We start from the raw sequence: 18,379 nt of genomic DNA, 5'->3' as shown, positions 1-18,379 counted from the left end.
CCCGACATGAAGGCAGGTCCGCTCAGCGGCCTGAAGGTGGTGGAGCTCGCGGGCCTGGCGCCCGGGCCCTTCGCCACGATGATCCTCGCCGACCTCGGCGCCGAGGTCGTCCGCGTCGACCGCGCGACGCCGGGGGAGGACGTGCTCGGCATCCCGACGGACCCGCTCGCCCGCGGCCGCCGGTCGGTCGGCATCAACACCAAGACGCCCGAAGGCGTCGAGCTGGTGCTGAAGCTGTGCGACACCGCCGACGTCCTCATCGAGCCCTTCCGCCCCGGGGTCGCCGAGCGGATCGGGCTCGGCCCGGACGTCGTGCACGCCCGCAACCCGCGGCTGGTCTACGGCCGGATGACCGGCTGGGGCCAGGACGGCCCGCTCGCCACCGCGGCCGGCCACGACATCAACTACATCGGCATCGCCGGCGCGCTCGAGCCGATCGGGCGCGCGGGGGAGCGGCCGGTGCCGCCGCTCAACCTGGTCGGCGACTTCGGCGGCGGCGGGCTGCTGCTGGCGATGGGCATCCTCGCGGCGCTCTACGAACGGAACGCGTCCGGGAAGGGCCAGGTCGTCGACGCGTCGATGGTCGACGGCGCCGCGCTGCTCACCACGAGCCTGCACGGCATGGCCGCGGCCGGGCTCTGGGGCGGCGGCCGCGGGGACAACATGCTCGACGGCGGCGCGCCCTTCTACGACACCTACGAAACGGCCGACGGCAAGTACGTCGCCGTCGGCGCGATCGAGATGCGGTTCTGGGGCGACCTGGTCAAGGTCCTCGAGCTGGACCCGGAGTCGCTGCCGCTGCACGTGGACAAGTCGCAGTGGCCTCGCCTTCGCGAGATCCTCGCGGCGGCGATCGGCAAGTACACGCGCGACGACCTCGTCGCGCGTGCCGAAGGCACCGACGCGTGCCTGACGCCGGTGCTCGCGCCGGGCGAAGCCGCGTCGCACCCGCACAACGCGGCGCGCGGCACGTTCGTCGAGATCGGCGGCATGGTGCAGCCCGCACCGGCGCCGCGGTTCGGCCGCACCCCGCCGGAGATGCCGGAAGCCCCGCACACCAAGGGATCCGACACCGAAGCCGTGCTCGCCGAACTCGGCGTCACCGACCTCGGCGCCCTGCGTTCGGCGGGCGCGATCGTCTAGTTCTTCGCGAGGTCGGAGCGCACGACCGAGTAGACGACGCTGTCGCGCCACTCGCCGTCACGGAAGCAGAAGCCGCGAAGGACTCCTTCGCGCGTGAAGCCGGCTTTCTCGAGCGAGCGCTGTTCGGCGCGGTTGCCGACCTCGGTCGTCGCTTCGACCCGGTTGAGCTGGGTGTGGGCGAAGAGGTACTCGGCGAGCAGGCGCTGGGCTTCGGTGCCGTAGCCGTGGCCGCGTGCTTCCGGCGCCAGGACGAGGCCCACGTTCCAGCAGTAGGACGTCGGCCCGGTGCGGCTGCGGTGCCAGGAGACGAGCCCGAGGATGCGGCCGCCCAGCGTCGGCACGAGCATGCCGGTTTCGGCGGTGAGCATGCCGGTTTCCTGCCAGCGGCGGCGCAGGTAGCCGGGATCGTGCCAGCCGAACCACTGGTGCTCCCCGGCGGCGACGGGATCGTTGGTCAGCCGTTCCAGGAGGTCGAGATCGCCTTCGGCCACGGGCCGGAGCACGACTCCGGGAACATCGTCGTCCATCGGGCGACCCTATCGGCCGCCCGACCGGAACCGCCCCGGTTCTCCGGGATCCACCCGGTCGAGGCACGGCTCGTGACAGAGCGGGCATCACCCGTGATCAGGCAGGCATCACACGTGATCGAAGGGGCATCACTCGTGACTGGAGGGTCGACACGGCCGGGCCGCGCGGCTGCGCCGTGTCGACCTCTCGATCACGCGAGTCGACCCTCCAAGCACGCGAGTCGACCCTCTGATCACGCGAGTCGACCCTTCAAACACACGTGATGCCTCTCTGATCACACGTGATGCCCCTCCAGGCACGCGTGATGCCTCGCTGATCACGCGAAACTGCCGTGCCGGCCTTCGCCGCCGGCGAACCGGGCCGCGCCGTCGACCGCCTCCGCCGCCAGCACGCCGGTGCCCATCGCCGCGCGGAACTCCGTCGCGAGCGCGTCCTCTTCGGACTTCCCCCACTGCTCGAGCGCCGAGAGCCGGTCGCCCCGCAGGCACGCCTGCGGGAACGCCGCGAGCTGCCGCGCCAGCTCCTGCGCCGCGGAAACCGCCTCGCCGGCCGGCACGAGCCGGTTCGCCAGGCCGATCTCCAGCGCCTCGGCCGCTTCGACCGGCCGTCCGGTCAGGATCAGGTCCATCGCCCGCGACTGGCCGATCAGCCGCGGCAGCCGGACCGTGCCGCCGTCGATCAGCGGCACTCCCCAGCGGCGGCAGAAGACCCCGAACACCGCCGTGGCGTCCGCGACCCGCAGGTCGCACCACAGCGCCAGCTCCAGCCCGCCCGCGACGGCGGGCCCGTGCACCGCCGCGATCACCGGCTTGCCGAGCCGCAGCCGGGTCGGGCCCATCGGGCCGTCCCCGTCCGGGTGGGTGCGGTTCACCCGGTCGGTGCCGATCGCCTTGAGGTCCGCGCCCGCGCAGAACGCGCCACCCGATCCGGTGAGGACCGCGACGGCGGCGCCGGGGTCCGCGTCGAACTCGCGGAATGCCCCGGCGAGCTCGGCCGCCGTCGGTCCGTCGACGGCGTTGCGGGCGGCCGGGCGGTCGATGGTGATCGTCGTCACTTCGCCGTCCCGCTCGACCAGCACGTTCCGGGTCATCGCCGCTCCTCGGGTCCGGTCGGGGTGATCGGAGGTTGATCGGGGTGTCTTCGGGGCACGCGTTCCCTACAGTATTGGCGTGGCCACTCCCAGGACGGGGACGGCGAGCCGGGGAGGAAGCACATGTCGAGCGGCATGAAGAAAGTTCTCATCGTCGGTGTGGTCGCGCTCGTGCTCTTCTTCCTGATCACCCAGCCCACCCAGTCCGCCGACTTCGTGCACCGCGTCCTCGGCTGGCTCAAGGACGGCGCCGAAGCGATCGTGACGTTCTTCCGCTCGCTCTTCTCCTGACCACCGGAAACGCTCTGACCGGCACCGCAACGGGCGGTGCCGGCTGTCACCCTGTGTGTTAGCGGACGGTAAATCACTGAGTGTCACGAATCTCGGATTTCGGACCGAACGCTCGACCATCCGGGTGGATTGCGGTCGAAAACGCGCAGGTCGGCGAATTCATGCCTGCCGGGGTCTGGCGAAGGAGACCACCCCGGCCCTACGGTGCTCACATTGCGTGATCGGGTGGTTCGCCATCCCCCCGGAGAACCCCGGTACGCAGGCAGTTTCCACTCAGCAAGGTGCAGGTTGGTGCGTGCGGCACCACCGCGTGGGACAGGTGTCAGGGCCTGTCCGTCGGGGACCTACAAGGAGGCAGGGATGACCGGAGATCCCGGAGTGGACGCGCTGATCCGGCAATGGGCCGCGGAGCGCGAGCAGACCCCCGAAGAGCAGGAGGTCGACCGCATCGCATCCGCGTGGCTGGCCGACGCCCCTGCGCAGGCTCCGGGCATCCCAGGGCAGCGGGCCCGGTCCGGGCAGCAGCGGTTCGTCCCGGTCGAGTCGGCCGACCCCGGCTACCTCGACGCGATGCGGCGCCGGCTGCCGGAAGTGCCGGAAGAGCTCCTCACCGCCGCCGCGGGCTGGTGGCAGATGGTCGGCGGCGTCGCCGAGGCCGAGGAGTGGTGGGACGCCGGACTCAGCCCGCTCGACCAGCGGGCCCTCGACTACCGGGCGGCCGGGCTCGCGCCGTCCGACCTGAGCCGCCGGCTCGGGCCGATGACCGTCCTGCAGCACCTCCGCCGCGGCAGTGCCCCGGCCTGGTGCGTCGCGCGCCTCGCGCGGCAGCAGAAGTCCGCCTGACGAGACGCTTTCCACACGGCCGGGTGAACCGGCGTGGTGAGACGATCGGGACGACCCGCGTAACGCTAACCTGCGCGGGCTCGTTGACACTTCGTCGACACCACGCTGGAGGACCGGAGTTTCGTGCGCACCAGGACCGGAAAGAACGAGGACGACCCCCTCGACGCGAGCGTCGAGGAAGCCGCCCCCGCCGCACCGGCACCGGCGCCGCGCTCCGCGAGCGTCGCGGTGCTCACCCGGCTGATCGTGGTCCTCGCCGTGCTGGCCGTGGCCGGCGGCGGGATCTGGCTCGTCACCCGCGCGTCGACGCCGGAGGCGAGCCCGCTCACCACCGAAATCCCCGCCCTGCAGGTCAAGGCGGCCGACGTCCGCCCGGGGTCGGTCGCACCGGCCGGCGGTGCCGTCGCGGGCGGGGCCGAGCAGCAGACTTCTCCCCAGCAGGCCCGCAGCACGGGCCCGGCAACGCTGTCCCAGTGGGCGAGCCAGGTCGCCGGGGCTACCGGCGTCCCGGCGCGGGCACTGCAGGCCTACGGCAACGCCGAGCTGGCGATGCGTGCCGACCAGCCGAAGTGCAAGATCTCGTGGGCGACGTTGGCCGGCATCGGCCGCATCGAGTCCAACCACGGCCAGTACGCGGGCGCGGTGCTGGGCGCGGACGGCCGCCCGTCCAAGCCGATCATCGGCGTCCCGCTCGACGGTTCGGCGGGCGTCCAGGCGATCGGCGACACCGACGGCGGCCGCTACGACGGCGACGCGGGGGTCGACCGGGCGGTCGGGCCGATGCAGTTCATCCCGAGCACGTGGCGCAAGTGGGCATCCGACGGCAACGGCGACGGCCTCGGCGACCCCCAGCAGATCGACGACGCGGCGTTGGCGGCGGCGCGTTATCTGTGCGCGGGTGGGCGGGACATGGCCAGCCCGAGCGGGTGGTGGGCCGGGATCCTGTCGTACAACAACTCGACGGAGTACGCGCAGAAGGTGTTCGGCTTGGCGGACGGGTACGCCAAGGGCGCCCAGTCGGTGCGCAAGCAAGGCTGAGCCCACCGGCGGGTAAAGGGCCACCGACCTGGGCTGAGAGCCCCGCCACCCGGATCACAGTCGGCCGCCGGTCCTCAGCTGCTCAGTGCTAGCGTCGATCCGTGCCAGCTTCCCCTCCGCCGGCCGCTTCCCCCTGGGGGCGCCGGATCGCGATCGTCGCGACGTGCCTGGTGAGCCTGCTCGTCTGCTGCGGGCTCGCCTGGTGGCAGTGGGACCGCTTCACCTCGGCGAACGGCACCTTCCAGAACCTCGGCTACGTCCTGCAGTGGCCGCTCTTCGGGCTCTTCCCGGCCTTCATGTTCTGGCGCATCCGCCAGCTGAAGCACAAGGCCGAAGCCCGGGGCGAAGAGCCCGAGCAGCGCGAACAGCCCGAGGTGCCCGCCCCTCGCCCCCGCCCCGACGCCGTGCAAGCGGTTCAGGACGAGGACGAGGAGCTGGCCGCGTACAACCGTTACCTGCGCGAGCTGAACGCCCGCGACCAGCAGGCCGCAGAGTGAGGACCTCCTGATGACCACCAGCACCGAAGGTGCCGCCCAGACCGCGGTGCCGCTCACCGGCCCCCTGGTCCGGTTCCGCACCGCCGCCTACGTCACCGGCGTCGGCCTGCTCGGCCTCTGCTTCGTGATGGTGCTGCGGTACGGCTTCGACAACCCCACGCCGTCGGCGGTCTACTCGCCGATCCACGGCGTGCTGTACATGATCTACCTGGTGCTGACCATCGACCTGGCGATCAAGGCCCGCTGGTCGATCAAGGGCACCGTGCTCGTGCTGCTGGCCGGGTGCGTCCCGTTCGTCTCGTTCCTCGTCGAGCGCCGGGTGACGCACAAGGTCAAGGCCGGGCAGAAGCTGTAACCCGCCGGAACGTCAGCGCCACCAGGAACGTGCACGCCGCGAACCCGGCGGCGGTGGCGAACGCGGCGGTCATGCCGTCGACCGTGAGCTGGGCTCCGGTCGTGCCCGCCGAGCGGGTCACCGCACCGAACACCGTGACCAGCACGGCCAGCCCCAGCGTGCTGCCGACCTGCTGCATCGTCTGCAGCACGCCGCCCGCCGCGCCCGCGTCCTCGTTCGGCACGGTCGCCATCACGATCACGTTGAGCGGCGCGAACGCCAGCCCGCCACCGAGGCCCATGAGCAGCAGCGGCCCGAACAACGCCGGGAAGTACGTGCTCTCCGTCGTGAGCTGAGCGAGCCAGACGACGCCCGAGACCATGAGCAGCGACCCGGTGATGGCCAGCGGCTTCGGGCCGTAGCGGGGGAGCAGCCGCGGCACGAGCCGGCTCATCGTGAAGATCAGCACCGCCATCGGCAGGAACGCGAACCCGGTGGCCAGCGCGGCGAAGTGCCGGATGTCCTGCATGAACTGGGTGAGGAAGAAGAACATCGACATCATGGCCATCGGGCCGAGGAAGAAGCTGACGTAGGCCGCGCTGCGGTTGCGGTCGGCGAACAGCCGGAGCGGGACCAGCGGCATCGCGGTGCGGGCCTCGATCGCGACGAACGCGGCCAGCAGCGCCAGCCCGCCGGCGAGCGAGCCGACCGTCACGGGGTTGCCCCAGCCGTCGGACGCCGCGTGGGTGAAGGCGAACACGAGCGAGCCGACGCCCAGGGTGCCGGTGATCGCGCCGGGCAGGTCGAGGTGCGCGGGGCGCCGCTCGGGTTCCGGCACGAACCGCGGCGCGAGCAGCACGATCGCCAGGCCGAACGGGACGTTGATGAACAGCGCCGCGCGCCACGAGATCCACTCGGTGAGCAGGCCGCCGACGATCAGGCCGATCGCGAACCCGCCGCTGGACATGGCGGAGAACAGCGCCAGCGCCCGGACGCGGGCCTTGGCCTCGGAGAACGTGGTCGTGACCAGGGCCAGGGTGCTCGGCCCGGCCATGGCGGCACCGACGCCCTGCAGGACGCGGGCGGCGATGAGCAGCGTGGCCGAGCCGGCGAGGCCGCCGGCCAGCGACGCGAGGGTGAACAGGGCGGTACCCGCGACGAACATCCGGCGCCGGCCGAACAGGTCGCCGGCGCGGCCGCCGAGCAGCAGGAGGCCGCCGAAGACCAGGCTGTAGGCCGTCATCACCCAGGACAGGCCGGTGGCCGAAAACCCCAGGTCGGCCTGGATGCGCGGGAGCGCGACGTTCATCACGGTCGCGTCGAGGATGAGCATGAGCTGGCAGGTCAGGATGATCGCGAGGACCAGTCCGCTGCGGCGGGCCGGGGCAGGCTCGACCGCACGATGGATCGTTTGCTGGGACAAGAGATACTCCCCCGAGGAGTAAGAGAAGAAGCGGAGATGTTCTCCACTTGGGTGCGATCCGATAATATGGAGACTGTCTCCGGATGCGCAAGTGGATTCGGAGAATCTCTCCGGTTACGTGGTGAGGAGGCCGGGATGCCGGACACGGGGCGTCCGATGCGCGCGGACGCGCGGCGCAACTACGAACGCATCGTCGCGACGGCGAACGAGCTCTTCACCGCGCACGGCGCCGACGTGCCGCTGGACGACATCGCGAAGAAGGCCGGGGTGGGCGCGGGCACGCTCTACCGGCACTTCCCGACCCGCGAGAAGCTGTTCGAAGCGGTCTACCGCGACGAAATCGCCGTGCTCGCCGACCGCGCGTTCGAGCTGCACGACGAGCTGCCGCCGTGGGAAGCCCTCGAAGGGTGGCTGCGCGCGCAGGTCACCTGGGTCGTCGAGCGGCACAAGCTCGCGACGATCCTCAAGGAGTCCATCGACTCCGGCTCGGAGACCTTCCAGTACTGCCAGAAACGGCTGCGCGAGGCGACGGGAGTGCTCGTCGAAGCGGCGCAGGAGGCCGGGCTGGTCCGGCCGGACGTGGTCGGCGCGGACGTCCTGCGCCTGGGCCACGGCGCCGGCATGGCCGTGCGCAACTGCAGCCCGGAAGACGGGAAACGCGTGCTGGACGTGATCCTGGACGGCCTGCGTGCGTGACGCAGGCCGCCCGGGGTGATCAGCTGCCGATCCCAGTGAGGGACCGGACCTCCATCTCGGCCTGCTTGTCGGCGTCCGCCTTGGGCTTGCCGAAGAGGGTGCCGACGAACCCGCAGAGGAACGAGAACGGGATCGACACCAGGCCCGGGTTCTTCAGCGGGAACCAGGCGAAGTCGATGCTCTTGAAGATCGCGTCCGGGGCGCCCGAGACGACCGGCGAGAAGAGCACCAGCACGAGGCTCGCGGCCAGGCCGCCGTAGATGCCCCACAGCGTGCCGGTCGTGTTGAACCGCTTCCAGAACAGCGAGTACAGCAGCGTCGACAGGTTCGCCGACGCCGCCACCGCGAACGCCAGCGCGACGAGGAACGCGATGTTCTGCCCGTTCGCCAGCACGCCGCCGACGATGGCCAGCGCCCCGACCGCGATCGCGGTCAGCCGCGCCACCCGGACCTCGTCCGCCGGCTCCGCCTTGCCCCGCTTGAAGATGTTCGCGTAGACGTCGTGGGCGAAGGACGCCGACGCGGTGATGGTCAGCCCGGCCACGACCGCGAGGATCGTCGCGAACGCCACCGCGGCGATGATGCCCAGCAGCAGCGTCCCGCCGACGTGCAGGGCCAGCAGCGGCGCCGCCGAGTTCTCCCCGCCGGGGGCGGCCTTGATCTCGTCCGCGCCGACGAGCGCGGCCGCGCCGAAGCCGATGACCAGCGTGCACAGGTAGAACAGGAACATGCACGCCGTCGCCCAGACCACGCTTCGCCGCGCCTCGCGGGAGTTCGGCACCGTGTAGAAGCGCATCAGCACGTGCGGCAACGCCGCCGCGCCGAGCACCAGGGCCAGGGCCAGCGAGACGAAGTCGAGCTTGGTGGTGCTGTTCTTGCCGTACGAGCCGCCCGGCTCGAGGAGCTTGTCGCCGAGCGGGCTGTTCTCGGCGGCCGCGGAGAGCAGGTTCGAGAACGAGAACCCGAACTTGCCGAACAGGAACACCGTGAGCAGCGCGCCGCACAGCAGCAGGATGGTCGCCTTGATGATCTGCACCCACGTGGTGCCCTTCATCCCGCCGACCAGCACGTACAGCACCATGACCAGGCCGACGACGCCGATCACCAGCGCCTGGCCGAGCTTGGAGTGGACGTTCAGCAGCAGCGCCACCAGGCCGCCGGCGCCGGCCATCTGCGCCAGCATGTAGAAGAATGAGATCACCAGCGTCGACGTCGCCGCCGCCGCGCGGACCGGGCGCTGCTTCATCCGGAAGCTCAGCACGTCGCCCATCGTGAAGCGGCCGGTGTTGCGCAGCAGCTCGGCGATCAGCAGCAGGTCGACCAGCCAGGCGACGAGGAAGCCGATCGAGTAGAGGAAGCCGTCGTAGCCGTGCATCGCGATGGCGCCGGCGATGCCGAGGAACGACGCCGCCGACAGGAAGTCGCCGGAGAGCGCGATGCCGTTCTGGCGGCCGGTGAACGCGCTGCCCGCGGCGTAGTAGTCGGACGTCGAGGAGTTCCGGCTGCTGGCCCGGTAGACGACGTAGAGCGTGATCGCCACGAACAGGGCGAACACGACGGTGTTGACCAGCGGGTTGCTGGCGGGCGTGCCTTCGGCGGCGAGCGCGGTCATCGGCGGGTCCCTTCGGTCAGGCCCGCGCGGGCCCGCAGCTCGGCCACGCGCGGGTCGACGTGGCGGCGCGCGTAGCGCAGGTAGAGCCAGGTGACCAGCGCGGTGCTGGCGAACTGGCCGATGCCGAGCAGGATGCCGACGTTGACCTGGCCGAACACCTTGGTGCTCATGAAGTCGTGCGCGTAGGCGGCCAGCAGCACGTAGGTCATGTACCAGGCGAAGAAGGCGAGGCTCATCGGGAAGACGAAGGCCCGGAACCGCCGCCGCAGCGAGACGAACTCGCGGCTGGCCTGGATCGCGGGGTAGTCGGGACCCGAGCGGGGAACGGGCCGTCGGTGCTGTGCGCCGGACGGGCGGTCCCCGGTGAACAGGGCCGGCATCTGGCCGGTCTCTTCGAGGGGGTTGCCCGCCGCGGGACGCGCGACGTCGTACATGGGTGCCTCCGGCAGAGTGCCTCCGTGGCGGCGGGGCTCCGGGCGCCTGCGAGCAGGAGTGCCGGGCCGCCCTTGCGGACTGCGAGGCGCACATCGTAACTAGGCCGTCCGGCGGACAGTGACAGCGGCCGGTCGGCCCTGTGCGGCCGGAAGGTGTGGTATTCGATTTCCTGTCGAAAGCGTCGAATCAGCTGCCGCTACAAGATCACGGGCAGATCACCCGTAATGATGAAAAGAATTGTGACGCGACGTTGTCGCATCCGGACCAGGCTGCGGCGAACGGGGTAATCCCGACGGAGGGCAGTTGCCGCTGGTCACCCGGTGTAGTGAAAGTGGCTGCCGTAGCGCCGGAGAGTGTCGCCCGGATGCGGGCGTGGCGGCGAAGATCCACTGGTCAGCAGGCGGTCGCCAACGGAATCACCAGGTCGGGGCCCGGTAGGGTGCAACGCCACAACATCGGGCACATCTTGAGACTTGACCCACTCGATGGGGGTACTGAGTGTAGATCGTCCGAGCTAGTATGCTGCCCCGCATGGGCTAATCGGGTGACGTCCGGATGCCTGGGTGAGACGCATCCGGTAACCGGAATTCCCTCTTCGGGGGGCCGCGGGGTCGAATGTCGGGGGTGGTTCTCGGGCCGGAAAGCACTTTTCGCAGGTCAGCACCCGAGTGGGGAACAAAATTGACCGTCCGGGCGCCGGGGGTACGATTCTTTGGCCCAGCTGACCGCAGCGATCGATTGGCACCGATAAAGTTGATCTCGACGACCGTGCAGATCGCAACTTGCGCCGTGCACGTGCACAGTCCCTTGCACGGGACGGCGGGATGGTGCCTGCCCGGCGACGGGCGCGCGGTCGGCCGGGCGGCCGGGGGCGAGCGAGGGCACCGGGGACGCGGCAGGGCGCGGGCGGCACGACCGTCCGGCGGCACGCCGCGAGCCGGGACGCCGCGCCGCCGACGCGGATCCATGACGCCGGACAGGGAGTCACTCACGTGACCGTTGCAGGAGAAGGTCAGGTGCCCGTGGGGGAGCTGCTCGGCCGAGCACCCCGGCGGTCCAAGGGAAAGGACGCGTGGCGCGCCCTCGTGCGCTGGCGCGACTGGAGCCTGCCCGTCAAGCTTTCGGCCGTCACCGTCGTGCCCATCGTGCTCGCGCTGGTCCTCGGCATCACGACGATCGCCGGCCAGGTCGGCCGCTCGGACGAGTACCAGCGGCTCGACCGGCTCGTCACGCTCGGCGGCCAGACCCGCGCGCTCACCGGCGCGCTGCAGCAGGAGCGCACGGTCACCGCGGCGATGCTGACCGAAGGCACCGTCGGCGGCACGCCGGAGCTGGCCGCGGCCCGCAAGGCCGCCGACGCCGCCGTCGGGCCGTTCACCGCCGCGCAGGCCCGCGCGTCCGCGGTCGAGCCCGGCGTGGCCGGGGCCGCCGGCGCGGCCACCGCGCAGGTCAACAACCTCGGCTTCCTCCGCCGCCAGGTCGACGGCGGCCAGCTCGACCCCGCCCAGGCCGTCACCGCCTACTCCGGGATCACCGGTTCGCTGATCGGCCTCGACACCGCGGCCACCGCGGGCGCCGGCGACGGCACCCTCGGCGGCACGCCCGCCGGGCTGCACGAGCTGCTCGTCGCGGGCGAGCAGGTGTCGGTCAGCCAGGCGCTGGTCTCCTACGGCATCGCCCGCTCCGCGCTGTCGCCGAGCGAGCTGGCCACGCTGCGCGCCGCCGAGCTGCGGCTGGCCGACCGGCTCGTCGACTTCCGCTCCGCGGCGGGCGACACGTTGCAGCGCGACTTCGCGGCGATCGCCGAAGGCACGCAGGCGCAGAGCCGGGCCCGGATGGTCGAGTCCGTGCTGAACGCGCAGCCCAACGCGGTCGACGACGCCTTCCGCGCCCTGTCGGCGACCGACTGGGCCACCGCGGCCGCGGCGATGCGGACGCAGATCAGCCAGGTCGCCGACCGGCTCGGCGCGTCGGCTTCGGCCACCTCGAGCCAGCTGGTCGACGACGCCAGCAGCGGGGCCGGCCTGCTCGCGGTGCTGCTGTTCGCCGCGATGGTGCTCGCCGTCGCGGTCGTCTTCCTGATCACCCGGCAGCTGCTGCGTTCGCTGAAGGCACTGCGGCGCAGCGCCCTCGACGTCGCCGAGACCGCGTTGCCCGAGGCGGTCCGCAACATCCAGGAGGGCCGGGTGCAGGGCACGGCCGTCGTGCCGGTGCCGGTGCAGACCGAGGACGAGGTCGGCGAGGTGGCGCGGGCCTTCGACAAGGTGCACCACCAGGCGCTGCGGCTGGCGACCGAGCAGGCCGCGATGCGCACCGGCTTCGGCAGCGTCTTCGTCAACCTGTCGCGGCGCAGCCAGAGCCTGGTCCAGCGGCAGCTGCAGCTGATCGAGCAGCTGGAGCGGGACGAGGAGGACGCCGACCAGCTCGCCACGCTGTTCCAGCTCGACCACCTCGCCACCCGGATGCGGCGCAACAACGAGAACCTGATGGTGCTCTCGGGCGCCGAGCCCGGCCGCCGGTCCGGCAAGCCGGTCGGCACCACCGACATGCTCCGCGCGGCGGTGTCGGAGATCGAGCAGTACCAGCGGGTCCAGGTCCAGCCGCCGCCCCCGGCCCGGATCGTCGGCTACGCCGCGAGCGACCTGATGCGCCTGGTCGCCGAGCTGCTGGACAACGCGACGGCGTTCTCCGCGCCGGAGACCAGCGTGACCGTGGCGTCGCGGCTGGGCGAGGACGGTTCGCTCAACATCGACATCCTCGACAAGGGCATCGGCATGAACGAGGCCGAGGTCGCCGAGGCGAACACCCGGCTGACCGAGGCCGGGTCGGTCGACCTGGCCACCTCGCGCCGGATGGGCCTGTTCGTCGTCGGCCGGCTGGCCAGCAGGCACCGGATCGGGGTGTCGCTGCACGGCGGCAAGGACATCGTCGGCGTCCGCGCCACGGTCGTCGTCCCGGCGGAGCTGGTGACGGCGGTGACCGACGGCCCGCTGACCGGCCCGATCGGCGGGCCGCGGCAGCCCCTGGCGAGTCCGCCGGCGGGCAACCAGCTGCCGCGGCGCCAGGTCAACGGCAACTCCCGGCCGCGGCCGATGGTGCCGGAGCAGCCGGCGATGGGGGAGGAGCGCTGGCCGTCGGCGAGCGACCTCGCCGGGCTGACGAACGGCCACCGGCCCAACGGTGTCCGCCCGCCGTCGGACCTGGAGATCTCCGGGACGGACCTGTTCGCGCCGCTGCCGAAGGACGACCAGGCCCCGCCGCCGCGTCCGACGCTGCCCGCGGTGCTGCCGGTGCCGGACCCGCCGCGGTCCGGTGACCTGCCGGCGGGCAAGGACCTGTTCTCCGCCAACGAAACCACGCTGAGCGACTGGTGGCAGCAGGCGACCGCGAAGCCGGCCCCGGCGCCCCCCACACCGGCCCCGGACCGCTCCGAGACGACGCCGATCTTCGACGAGATGCTGTCGGCGTGGTTCCGCGAGGACAAGCCGGCCACGGCCACCGCCCCTGTCGCGGAGAAGCCGGAGCCGGTCGCCGAGGAAGAGACGGCTCCGGAGAAGCCGGCGGCGCCGGGGGAGGCGCGCAGCTGGGACTTCGCGAGCGACGAGGACTTCCGCACGGTCCAGGCGGTCACGAAGGCGGAGCCGACGGCATTCACCGACGCGGGCCTGCCCCGCCGCCGCCGCGGCGAGCAGCTCATGCCGGGCAGCGCGACCTCGACACCGGCGATCCCCGCGGCCCCGGCCCCGGCCCCCTTGCCGGTCCGTGACCCGGCGGACGTACGCGGGCGGTTGAGCAGCTTCCAGCAGGGCGTGACCCGTGGCCGCCAGCAGACCCGCCGGGCCGCGAGCGGTCAGGACGGGCAGGCCCCGGCTGCCTCGCCGGACGTGCAGCAGACCCCGGCGACCTCGCCTGACGCGCAGAACCCGGCGGATGCTTCGCCGGAGGCCGCTCAGCAGCCGGGATCGGCGTTCCAGCCGGGTGCCCAGCGCCGACCGTCGCCCGGTCCCCAGGCGAACGGCCTGCCGAATCGCGGCCAGCGAGGTCCCGCGCCCGCGCAGCACTCCGGCGCGGTCCCGCCGAACGGCCTGCCGCAGCCGGGCCGTCAGGCCCCACAGCGACCGGCCGCTTTCCAGCCGGACGGGACGGTGCAATCGGGCCCGGCGCCTGTAGCGCAACCCGGGCAACCGGCTGCCTTCCAGCCGGATGGCTCGGCGCAGGCGCCTGCAGTGCAGCCTGGGCTACCAGTCGCCTTCCAGTCGGACGGGTCGGCGCAGCCGGGCCAGGCGCCTGCTCGGCCTGGTGCCTTCCAGCCCGGGCAACCGGACGGGTCGGCTCAATCGGGCCAGGCACCCGCAGCGCAGCCCGGGCTACCAGTCGCCTTCCAGCCGGACGGTTCGGCGCAACCGGGCCAGCCACCTGCAGCGCAGCCTGGGCAACCGGTCTCCTTCCAGCCGGATGGTTCGGCGCAACCGGGCCAGCCACCCGCAGCGCAGCCCGGGCAACCGGCCGCCTTCCAGCCGGATGGATCGGCCCAACCAGGCCAGCCACCCACAGCGCAGCCTGGGCAACCGGCCGCCTTCCAGCCGAACGGGTCGGCGCTGCCGAGCCAGGCGCCTGCTGCTCAGCCCGGACAGCAGAGCGACCCCCAGCCGGAGTCCGGCGAGCCCGCCGCTCGCCAGGAACCCGGGCCGCTGCCGAACCGGCAGCCGCGCCCGGGCACCGGTGGTCGTCCCGCTGAGCCGCCCTCCGTGCTGCCCTCCCGGCGTGGTGCCGCGGTGGAAGCACCGGCTCCGCGCCAAGAAGAGGTCACCGCCGAATGGAACTTCGGGACCGATGAGGGCTGGCGGGCCGTGCAAGCGGTGTCCCAGTCGGCGCCCGCCACCTTCACTTCGGCAGGATTGCCCCGGCGCCGTCGGGGGGAGCAGCTGCTCCCGGGCAGCGCCGGACCGCCCAGCGGGGCCACGGCCCCCCGACCACAACGGGACGCACACGACGTGCGCGGCCGCCTGCGAAGCTTCCAGCAGGGCATCGAGCGCGGACGCCACCGCACCGCGCGGGCCGAGACCAACCACGAGACACTGGAGGGTGAATGACCTCGCCGAGTAGCGCACAGCCGTCGCAGAATCAGTTCGGCTGGCTGATCAACGACTTCGCGGAGCGGGTGCCCGGCGTGGCCCACGCCGTGGTCGTCTCGGCGGACGGGCTGCTGCTGAGCGCGTCGAACCGGCTGCCGCTCGACCGGGCCGACCAGCTCGCGGCGGTCGCCTCGGGCCTGGTCAGCCTCACCCAGGGCGCCGCCCGGTGCTTCGAGGCCGGGGCGGTCAACGAGACCGTCGTCGAGATGGAGCTGGGGATCATGGTGCTGATGTCGATCAGCGACGGATCCTGCCTGGCCGTGCTCGCCGCCCCGAACTGCGACATCGGGCAGGTCGCCTACGAGATGACGATGCTCGTCGACCGGGTCGGCCAGATCCTGACCCCGGAGCTGCGCGCCCAGCTCCAGGGATCGGGCGGGTCGCTGATCGGCGAACCGGTGGGATGATGGCGCGATGAGCACGGGGTCCGGATTCGGCGGCGAACCACCCGAGGGGCAGCGGCCCCCCGGGAGAGGGGACGACGGCACGTTCGCCGACGTCCTCAACGGGTTCACCCTGGATTCCGGCCGTGCCCGCCGGAAGCGCAAGAAGAGCAAGGAGTCCCCGCCACCCCCGGCCGCCGGTGCGCACGCGGCCGCGGAACCGCCGGCGCCCGCGCCGTCGGCCGACCAAGGAGATCGAATGACCTCTTTAGTCTCGCCCCCCGGCAGTACCGACGGGGACAGCCCCAGACCAGGCGGTTTGTTCGACCCGGGCCCGCCCAGCGGCGAGTTCGTCATGCCCGCGGTGTTCGAACAGCCGCTCGCGCCCGAGGATCAGACGGCGATCGTCCGGCCCTACGCTTTGACCGGCGGCCGCACTCGGGCAAACTACGCCCTGGAGCTGGAGACACTGGTCTCCGCGAAGGACTACGCTGCCACGGGTGGCTTCCCCGAGGTGGCCGCGGAGCAGATCGAGTGCATCTCGATCATGGAAGAGTGCCGGACCCCCCGTTCGGTCGCCGAGCTGGTGTCGGCCTTGCGGGTGCCTTTGGGCGTGGCCCGGGTGCTGATCAGCGACGCGGCGGACGCGGGGCTGGTCACGGTGCACAAGACGATAACGGGCAATGACGGCGCCGAGGCACATCTGGTGTTGATGGAAAGGGTTTTGAGTGGACTCCGTCGGCTTTAAGGCACCGCGGGACACCGCGCCCCCGACCATGACATCCGCCAAGATCGTGGTGGCTGGCGGTTTCGGTGCGGGGAAGACGACCTTCGTCGGGTCGGTGTCGGAGATCGTGCCGCTCACCACCGAGGCGATGATGACCGACGCGAGCGTCGGGGTCGACAACCTCGACCACACGCCGGGCAAGTCCACGACCACGGTCGCGATGGACTTCGGCCGGGTGTCGCTGGACGCGGACCTCATCCTGTACCTGTTCGGCACGCCCGGGCAGCAGCGGTTCTGGTTCATGTGGGACGACCTGGTCCGCGGCGCGATCGGCGCGGTCGTGCTGGCGGACACCCGCCGGCTGGCCGACTCGTTCGCCCCGATCGACTTCTTCGAAGACCGGGGCCTGCCGTACATCGTCGGCGTCAACACGTTCGACGGCGTGCTGGAGCACGACATCAACGACGTGCGCGAGGCCCTGTCGATCGACCCGAACATCCCGATCGTCCGCTGCGACGCCCGGGACCGCGAGTCGACGAAGCAGACGCTGATCACGCTGGTCGAGTACGCCATGCGCCAGTGGATCGCCCTGCGGGCGGCCAAGAACCGCTGACGGCCCCCGGGAGCGGGTGGTGCCGCCCAGGCACCAGCCGCGCCTCAGAGCGCCCGGAGCCAGGCTCGCCGGGCACGCACCGAGCCGATCGATCGCGCGCGGGGAAGCGCGGGATCGCCGGCCGGTACGCCAGGGAGCCTCAGTACTCGTCGTGGCGGCGCCACCACGAGCTCGGCGCGTCGTCGCCGTGGCTGTCCTCTTCCCACGCCTCCTGACGCCCGAGCGGCGTGACGTCGAGGTAGCGGTGGGACGCCAGGAACATCTCGCCGCCGCGGCCGCTGGTGAAGTACGTCCGGAAGACGTCGTCGCCGTCGCGCAGGAACACGCTCACGCCGAACCCCATGCCGACGCCGCAGTCCTCGGTGAACCCGGTGCCGTGCGCGGACACCCACGGCACGTCCCAGCCCATCCGGGCCTTGTACCGCTCGATCTCCGCCAGGGTCGCCGGCGCGACGACCTTGAGCGTGACGTCGCGGGCGTGCAGGTGGGCCAGGTGCGGCATGTTGTCGACGAGCAGGGAACAGCCGGGGCAGCCCGCCTCGTCGCCCGGGTGCAGCATGAAGTGGTAGACGATCAGCTGGCGGCGGCCCTCGAACAGGTCGAGCAGGCTGACCGGCCCGTCCGCGCTTTCGAACGGGTACTTCGCGTCGAACCGGACCATCGGCAGCCGGCGGCGCTCGGCGGCGAGGCGGTCGGCCGCCTTCATGTGCTCCTTCTCCTTCGCCAGCAGCGCGTCGCGCGCGGCCTGCCATTCCTCCGGCGAGACGATCTGGGGCGTGGTGGCGGTCATCGGTCGTCCTTTCCTCGGATGTAGCCGGTCAGGTCGTCGAAACCGGAGGTCCAGCCGTCGTGGTGGCCGTCGCGCTCGGCGGCGGACGGGAAGCCGGTCTGGCTGAAGGTCATCTCGGTCTTGCCGTCGAGGCCGGCGAAGCCGATCGTCACGAGCGTCTCCAGCCCCTGGGCTTCCCACGCGAAGGTGAACACCAGCCGCTCGGGGGCGCTGACCTCGCGGTAGACGCCGTGCATCCAGTGGTCCTCGCCTTCCGGAGAGCGGATGCAGGCTCGCCAGCGGCCGCCGGGCCGCGGGTCGACGGTGACGGCGGAGCAGGTGAAGCCGTGCGGACCGAACCAGCTCGCCAGGTGGTCCGGCTGCGTCCAGGCGGCGAACACGAGCTCGCGCGGGGCGTCGAAGACGCGCGTGATCTCCAGGTCAGGCATCGCCGGTCAGGCTCCTCAGGTGCTCCTCGAGGCGGTCGAACCCGCCGTCCCAGAACTGCCGGTACGTCGCGACCCAGTCGGCGACGTCTTCCAAGGGTTTCGCCTCCAGCCGGCAGGGGCGCCACTGCCGCGTGCGGCCACGCGTGATCAGCCCGGCCTGTTCCAGCACCTTCAGGTGCCGTGAGATCGCGGGCAGGCTCATCGTGAACGGCTCGGCGAGCTCGTTCACCGTCGCTTCGCCCGCCGACAGCCGGGCGAGGATGGCACGCCGGGTCGGGTCGGCGAGCGCCGAGAACGTCCGGCTCAACTGGTCAGTCGTCATTTCAGCACCTTGTTAATTAACGAATATGTTAACCATAGCGCCGAGCTGGTC

General features: G+C 71.8%; 19 protein-coding genes. 11 read left to right on the top strand and 8 right to left on the bottom strand.

Features of this window, described 5'->3' with window-relative positions; genetic code table 11:
• Positions 1–6: 6 nt before the first annotated feature.
• On the top strand, positions 7–1,143 hold the full coding sequence (locus QSK39_RS41780) for a CaiB/BaiF CoA transferase family protein (RefSeq protein ID WP_285483330.1): 1,137 nt from the start codon (positions 7–9) through the stop codon (positions 1,141–1,143).
• Here the strand turns inward: QSK39_RS41780 and QSK39_RS41775 are convergent.
• Positions 1,140–1,670, bottom strand: coding sequence for a GNAT family N-acetyltransferase (locus QSK39_RS41775; RefSeq protein WP_285483329.1), 531 nt, complete (start codon positions 1,668–1,670; stop codon positions 1,140–1,142). The two genes, QSK39_RS41780 and QSK39_RS41775, sit on opposite strands and share 4 nt — an antisense overlap.
• A gap of 317 nt (positions 1,671–1,987) precedes the next feature.
• Positions 1,988–2,761 carry a crotonase/enoyl-CoA hydratase family protein gene (locus QSK39_RS41770; RefSeq protein ID WP_285483328.1) on the bottom strand — a complete coding sequence of 258 codons (774 nt, stop codon included), beginning with the start codon at positions 2,759–2,761 and terminating at the stop codon, positions 1,988–1,990.
• Between the two features lie 135 nt (positions 2,762–2,896).
• On the opposite strand from QSK39_RS41770, the gene QSK39_RS41765 reads away from it, so the two are divergent.
• From QSK39_RS41765 to QSK39_RS41745, 5 genes are all read left to right on the top strand, one after another.
• Entirely contained in the window at positions 2,897–3,052 is a 156-nt protein-coding gene (locus QSK39_RS41765; RefSeq protein WP_285483651.1) for a hypothetical protein, read from the top strand.
• 360 nt (positions 3,053–3,412) lie between these two features.
• Positions 3,413–3,895, top strand: coding sequence for a helix-turn-helix transcriptional regulator (locus QSK39_RS41760; protein WP_285483327.1), 483 nt, complete (start codon positions 3,413–3,415; stop codon positions 3,893–3,895).
• A gap of 123 nt (positions 3,896–4,018) precedes the next feature.
• Positions 4,019–4,933 (top strand): lytic transglycosylase domain-containing protein, encoded by a 915-nt coding sequence (locus QSK39_RS41755; RefSeq protein ID WP_285483326.1) that lies wholly within the window; start codon positions 4,019–4,021, stop codon positions 4,931–4,933.
• 101 nt (positions 4,934–5,034) lie between these two features.
• Positions 5,035–5,430, top strand: a complete 396-nt coding sequence (locus QSK39_RS41750; protein ID WP_502873353.1) for a hypothetical protein — start codon at positions 5,035–5,037, stop codon at positions 5,428–5,430.
• A 10-nt stretch (positions 5,431–5,440) separates the two neighbouring features.
• On the top strand, positions 5,441–5,785 hold the full coding sequence (locus QSK39_RS41745; protein ID WP_284741204.1) for a DUF3817 domain-containing protein: 345 nt from the start codon (positions 5,441–5,443) through the stop codon (positions 5,783–5,785).
• Here the strand turns inward: QSK39_RS41745 and QSK39_RS41740 are convergent.
• A complete protein-coding gene (locus QSK39_RS41740; RefSeq protein ID WP_285483325.1) occupies positions 5,763–7,187 on the bottom strand; it encodes an MFS transporter in 1,425 nt (474 codons plus the stop codon). The genes QSK39_RS41745 and QSK39_RS41740 overlap by 23 nt on opposite strands.
• 135 nt (positions 7,188–7,322) lie before the next feature.
• Between QSK39_RS41740 and QSK39_RS41735 the strand changes: the two genes are divergently transcribed.
• Positions 7,323–7,883: a TetR/AcrR family transcriptional regulator gene (locus QSK39_RS41735; protein WP_285483324.1), complete on the top strand. Its 561-nt coding sequence runs from the start codon at positions 7,323–7,325 to the stop codon at positions 7,881–7,883.
• 19 nt (positions 7,884–7,902) lie between these two features.
• On the opposite strand, the gene QSK39_RS41730 is transcribed toward QSK39_RS41735, so the two are convergent.
• Both QSK39_RS41730 and QSK39_RS41725 read right to left on the bottom strand, forming a co-directional pair.
• Complete coding sequence (locus tag QSK39_RS41730) at positions 7,903–9,495, bottom strand: monocarboxylic acid transporter (protein WP_285483323.1); 1,593 nt, start codon at positions 9,493–9,495, stop codon at positions 7,903–7,905.
• Positions 9,492–9,929, bottom strand: a complete 438-nt coding sequence (locus tag QSK39_RS41725; RefSeq protein ID WP_284741208.1) for a DUF485 domain-containing protein — start codon at positions 9,927–9,929, stop codon at positions 9,492–9,494. The genes QSK39_RS41730 and QSK39_RS41725 overlap by 4 nt, the downstream gene beginning before the upstream one ends.
• Before the next feature lie 1,017 nt (positions 9,930–10,946).
• Between QSK39_RS41725 and QSK39_RS41720 the strand changes: the two genes are divergently transcribed.
• From QSK39_RS41720 to QSK39_RS41705, 4 genes are read left to right on the top strand one after another with little or no spacing between them, the layout of a single operon-like run.
• On the top strand, positions 10,947–15,023 hold the full coding sequence (locus tag QSK39_RS41720; RefSeq protein WP_285483632.1) for a sensor histidine kinase: 4,077 nt from the start codon (positions 10,947–10,949) through the stop codon (positions 15,021–15,023).
• On the top strand, positions 15,020–15,472 hold the full coding sequence (locus QSK39_RS41715) for a roadblock/LC7 domain-containing protein (RefSeq protein ID WP_284741209.1): 453 nt from the start codon (positions 15,020–15,022) through the stop codon (positions 15,470–15,472). The genes QSK39_RS41720 and QSK39_RS41715 overlap by 4 nt, the downstream gene beginning before the upstream one ends.
• Positions 15,473–15,479: 7 nt before the next feature.
• Positions 15,480–16,196: a DUF742 domain-containing protein gene (locus tag QSK39_RS41710; protein ID WP_284741210.1), complete on the top strand. Its 717-nt coding sequence runs from the start codon at positions 15,480–15,482 to the stop codon at positions 16,194–16,196.
• A gap of 28 nt (positions 16,197–16,224) precedes the next feature.
• Positions 16,225–16,788, top strand: a complete 564-nt coding sequence (locus tag QSK39_RS41705; RefSeq protein WP_284741211.1) for a GTP-binding protein — start codon at positions 16,225–16,227, stop codon at positions 16,786–16,788.
• 139 nt (positions 16,789–16,927) lie between these two features.
• On the opposite strand, the gene QSK39_RS41700 is transcribed toward QSK39_RS41705, so the two are convergent.
• Genes QSK39_RS41700 through QSK39_RS41690 form a run of 3 tightly spaced genes read right to left on the bottom strand, consistent with a single transcriptional unit; the run spans position 16,928 to position 18,328 of the window.
• Complete coding sequence (locus tag QSK39_RS41700) at positions 16,928–17,578, bottom strand: DUF899 domain-containing protein (RefSeq protein WP_285483322.1); 651 nt, start codon at positions 17,576–17,578, stop codon at positions 16,928–16,930.
• Positions 17,575–18,006 (bottom strand): SRPBCC family protein, encoded by a 432-nt coding sequence (locus tag QSK39_RS41695; protein ID WP_285483321.1) that lies wholly within the window; start codon positions 18,004–18,006, stop codon positions 17,575–17,577. The genes QSK39_RS41700 and QSK39_RS41695 overlap by 4 nt, the downstream gene beginning before the upstream one ends.
• Positions 17,999–18,328 (bottom strand): ArsR/SmtB family transcription factor, encoded by a 330-nt coding sequence (locus tag QSK39_RS41690; RefSeq protein WP_285483320.1) that lies wholly within the window; start codon positions 18,326–18,328, stop codon positions 17,999–18,001. The genes QSK39_RS41695 and QSK39_RS41690 overlap by 8 nt, the downstream gene beginning before the upstream one ends.
• Positions 18,329–18,379: the final 51 nt, after the last annotated feature.

It is taken from the genome of Amycolatopsis sp. NBRC 101858, assembly GCF_030269325.1.
Classification (GTDB): domain Bacteria; phylum Actinomycetota; class Actinomycetes; order Mycobacteriales; family Pseudonocardiaceae; genus Amycolatopsis; species Amycolatopsis ponsaeliensis.
Note: the sequence above shows the minus strand (reverse complement) of the source record. Positions and strands in the feature narration are given on the sequence as shown.

Coding starts and splice junctions, on each gene's coding strand:
- QSK39_RS41765 (WP_285483651.1), top strand. CDS start 2,897: ATGAAGAAAGTTCTCATCGTCGGTGTGGTCGCGCTCGTGCTCTTCTTC.
- QSK39_RS41760 (WP_285483327.1), top strand. CDS start 3,413: ATGACCGGAGATCCCGGAGTGGACGCGCTGATCCGGCAATGGGCCGCG.
- QSK39_RS41690 (WP_285483320.1), bottom strand. CDS start 18,328: ATGACGACTGACCAGTTGAGCCGGACGTTCTCGGCGCTCGCCGACCCG.
- QSK39_RS41735 (WP_285483324.1), top strand. CDS start 7,323: ATGCCGGACACGGGGCGTCCGATGCGCGCGGACGCGCGGCGCAACTAC.
- QSK39_RS41730 (WP_285483323.1), bottom strand. CDS start 9,495: ATGACCGCGCTCGCCGCCGAAGGCACGCCCGCCAGCAACCCGCTGGTC.
- QSK39_RS41715 (WP_284741209.1), top strand. CDS start 15,020: ATGACCTCGCCGAGTAGCGCACAGCCGTCGCAGAATCAGTTCGGCTGG.
- QSK39_RS41775 (WP_285483329.1), bottom strand. CDS start 1,670: ATGGACGACGATGTTCCCGGAGTCGTGCTCCGGCCCGTGGCCGAAGGC.
- QSK39_RS41770 (WP_285483328.1), bottom strand. CDS start 2,761: ATGACCCGGAACGTGCTGGTCGAGCGGGACGGCGAAGTGACGACGATC.
- QSK39_RS41705 (WP_284741211.1), top strand. CDS start 16,225: ATGACATCCGCCAAGATCGTGGTGGCTGGCGGTTTCGGTGCGGGGAAG.
- QSK39_RS41695 (WP_285483321.1), bottom strand. CDS start 18,006: ATGCCTGACCTGGAGATCACGCGCGTCTTCGACGCCCCGCGCGAGCTC.
- QSK39_RS41780 (WP_285483330.1), top strand. CDS start 7: ATGAAGGCAGGTCCGCTCAGCGGCCTGAAGGTGGTGGAGCTCGCGGGC.
- QSK39_RS41710 (WP_284741210.1), top strand. CDS start 15,480: ATGAGCACGGGGTCCGGATTCGGCGGCGAACCACCCGAGGGGCAGCGG.
- QSK39_RS41745 (WP_284741204.1), top strand. CDS start 5,441: ATGACCACCAGCACCGAAGGTGCCGCCCAGACCGCGGTGCCGCTCACC.
- QSK39_RS41700 (WP_285483322.1), bottom strand. CDS start 17,578: ATGACCGCCACCACGCCCCAGATCGTCTCGCCGGAGGAATGGCAGGCC.
- QSK39_RS41725 (WP_284741208.1), bottom strand. CDS start 9,929: ATGTACGACGTCGCGCGTCCCGCGGCGGGCAACCCCCTCGAAGAGACC.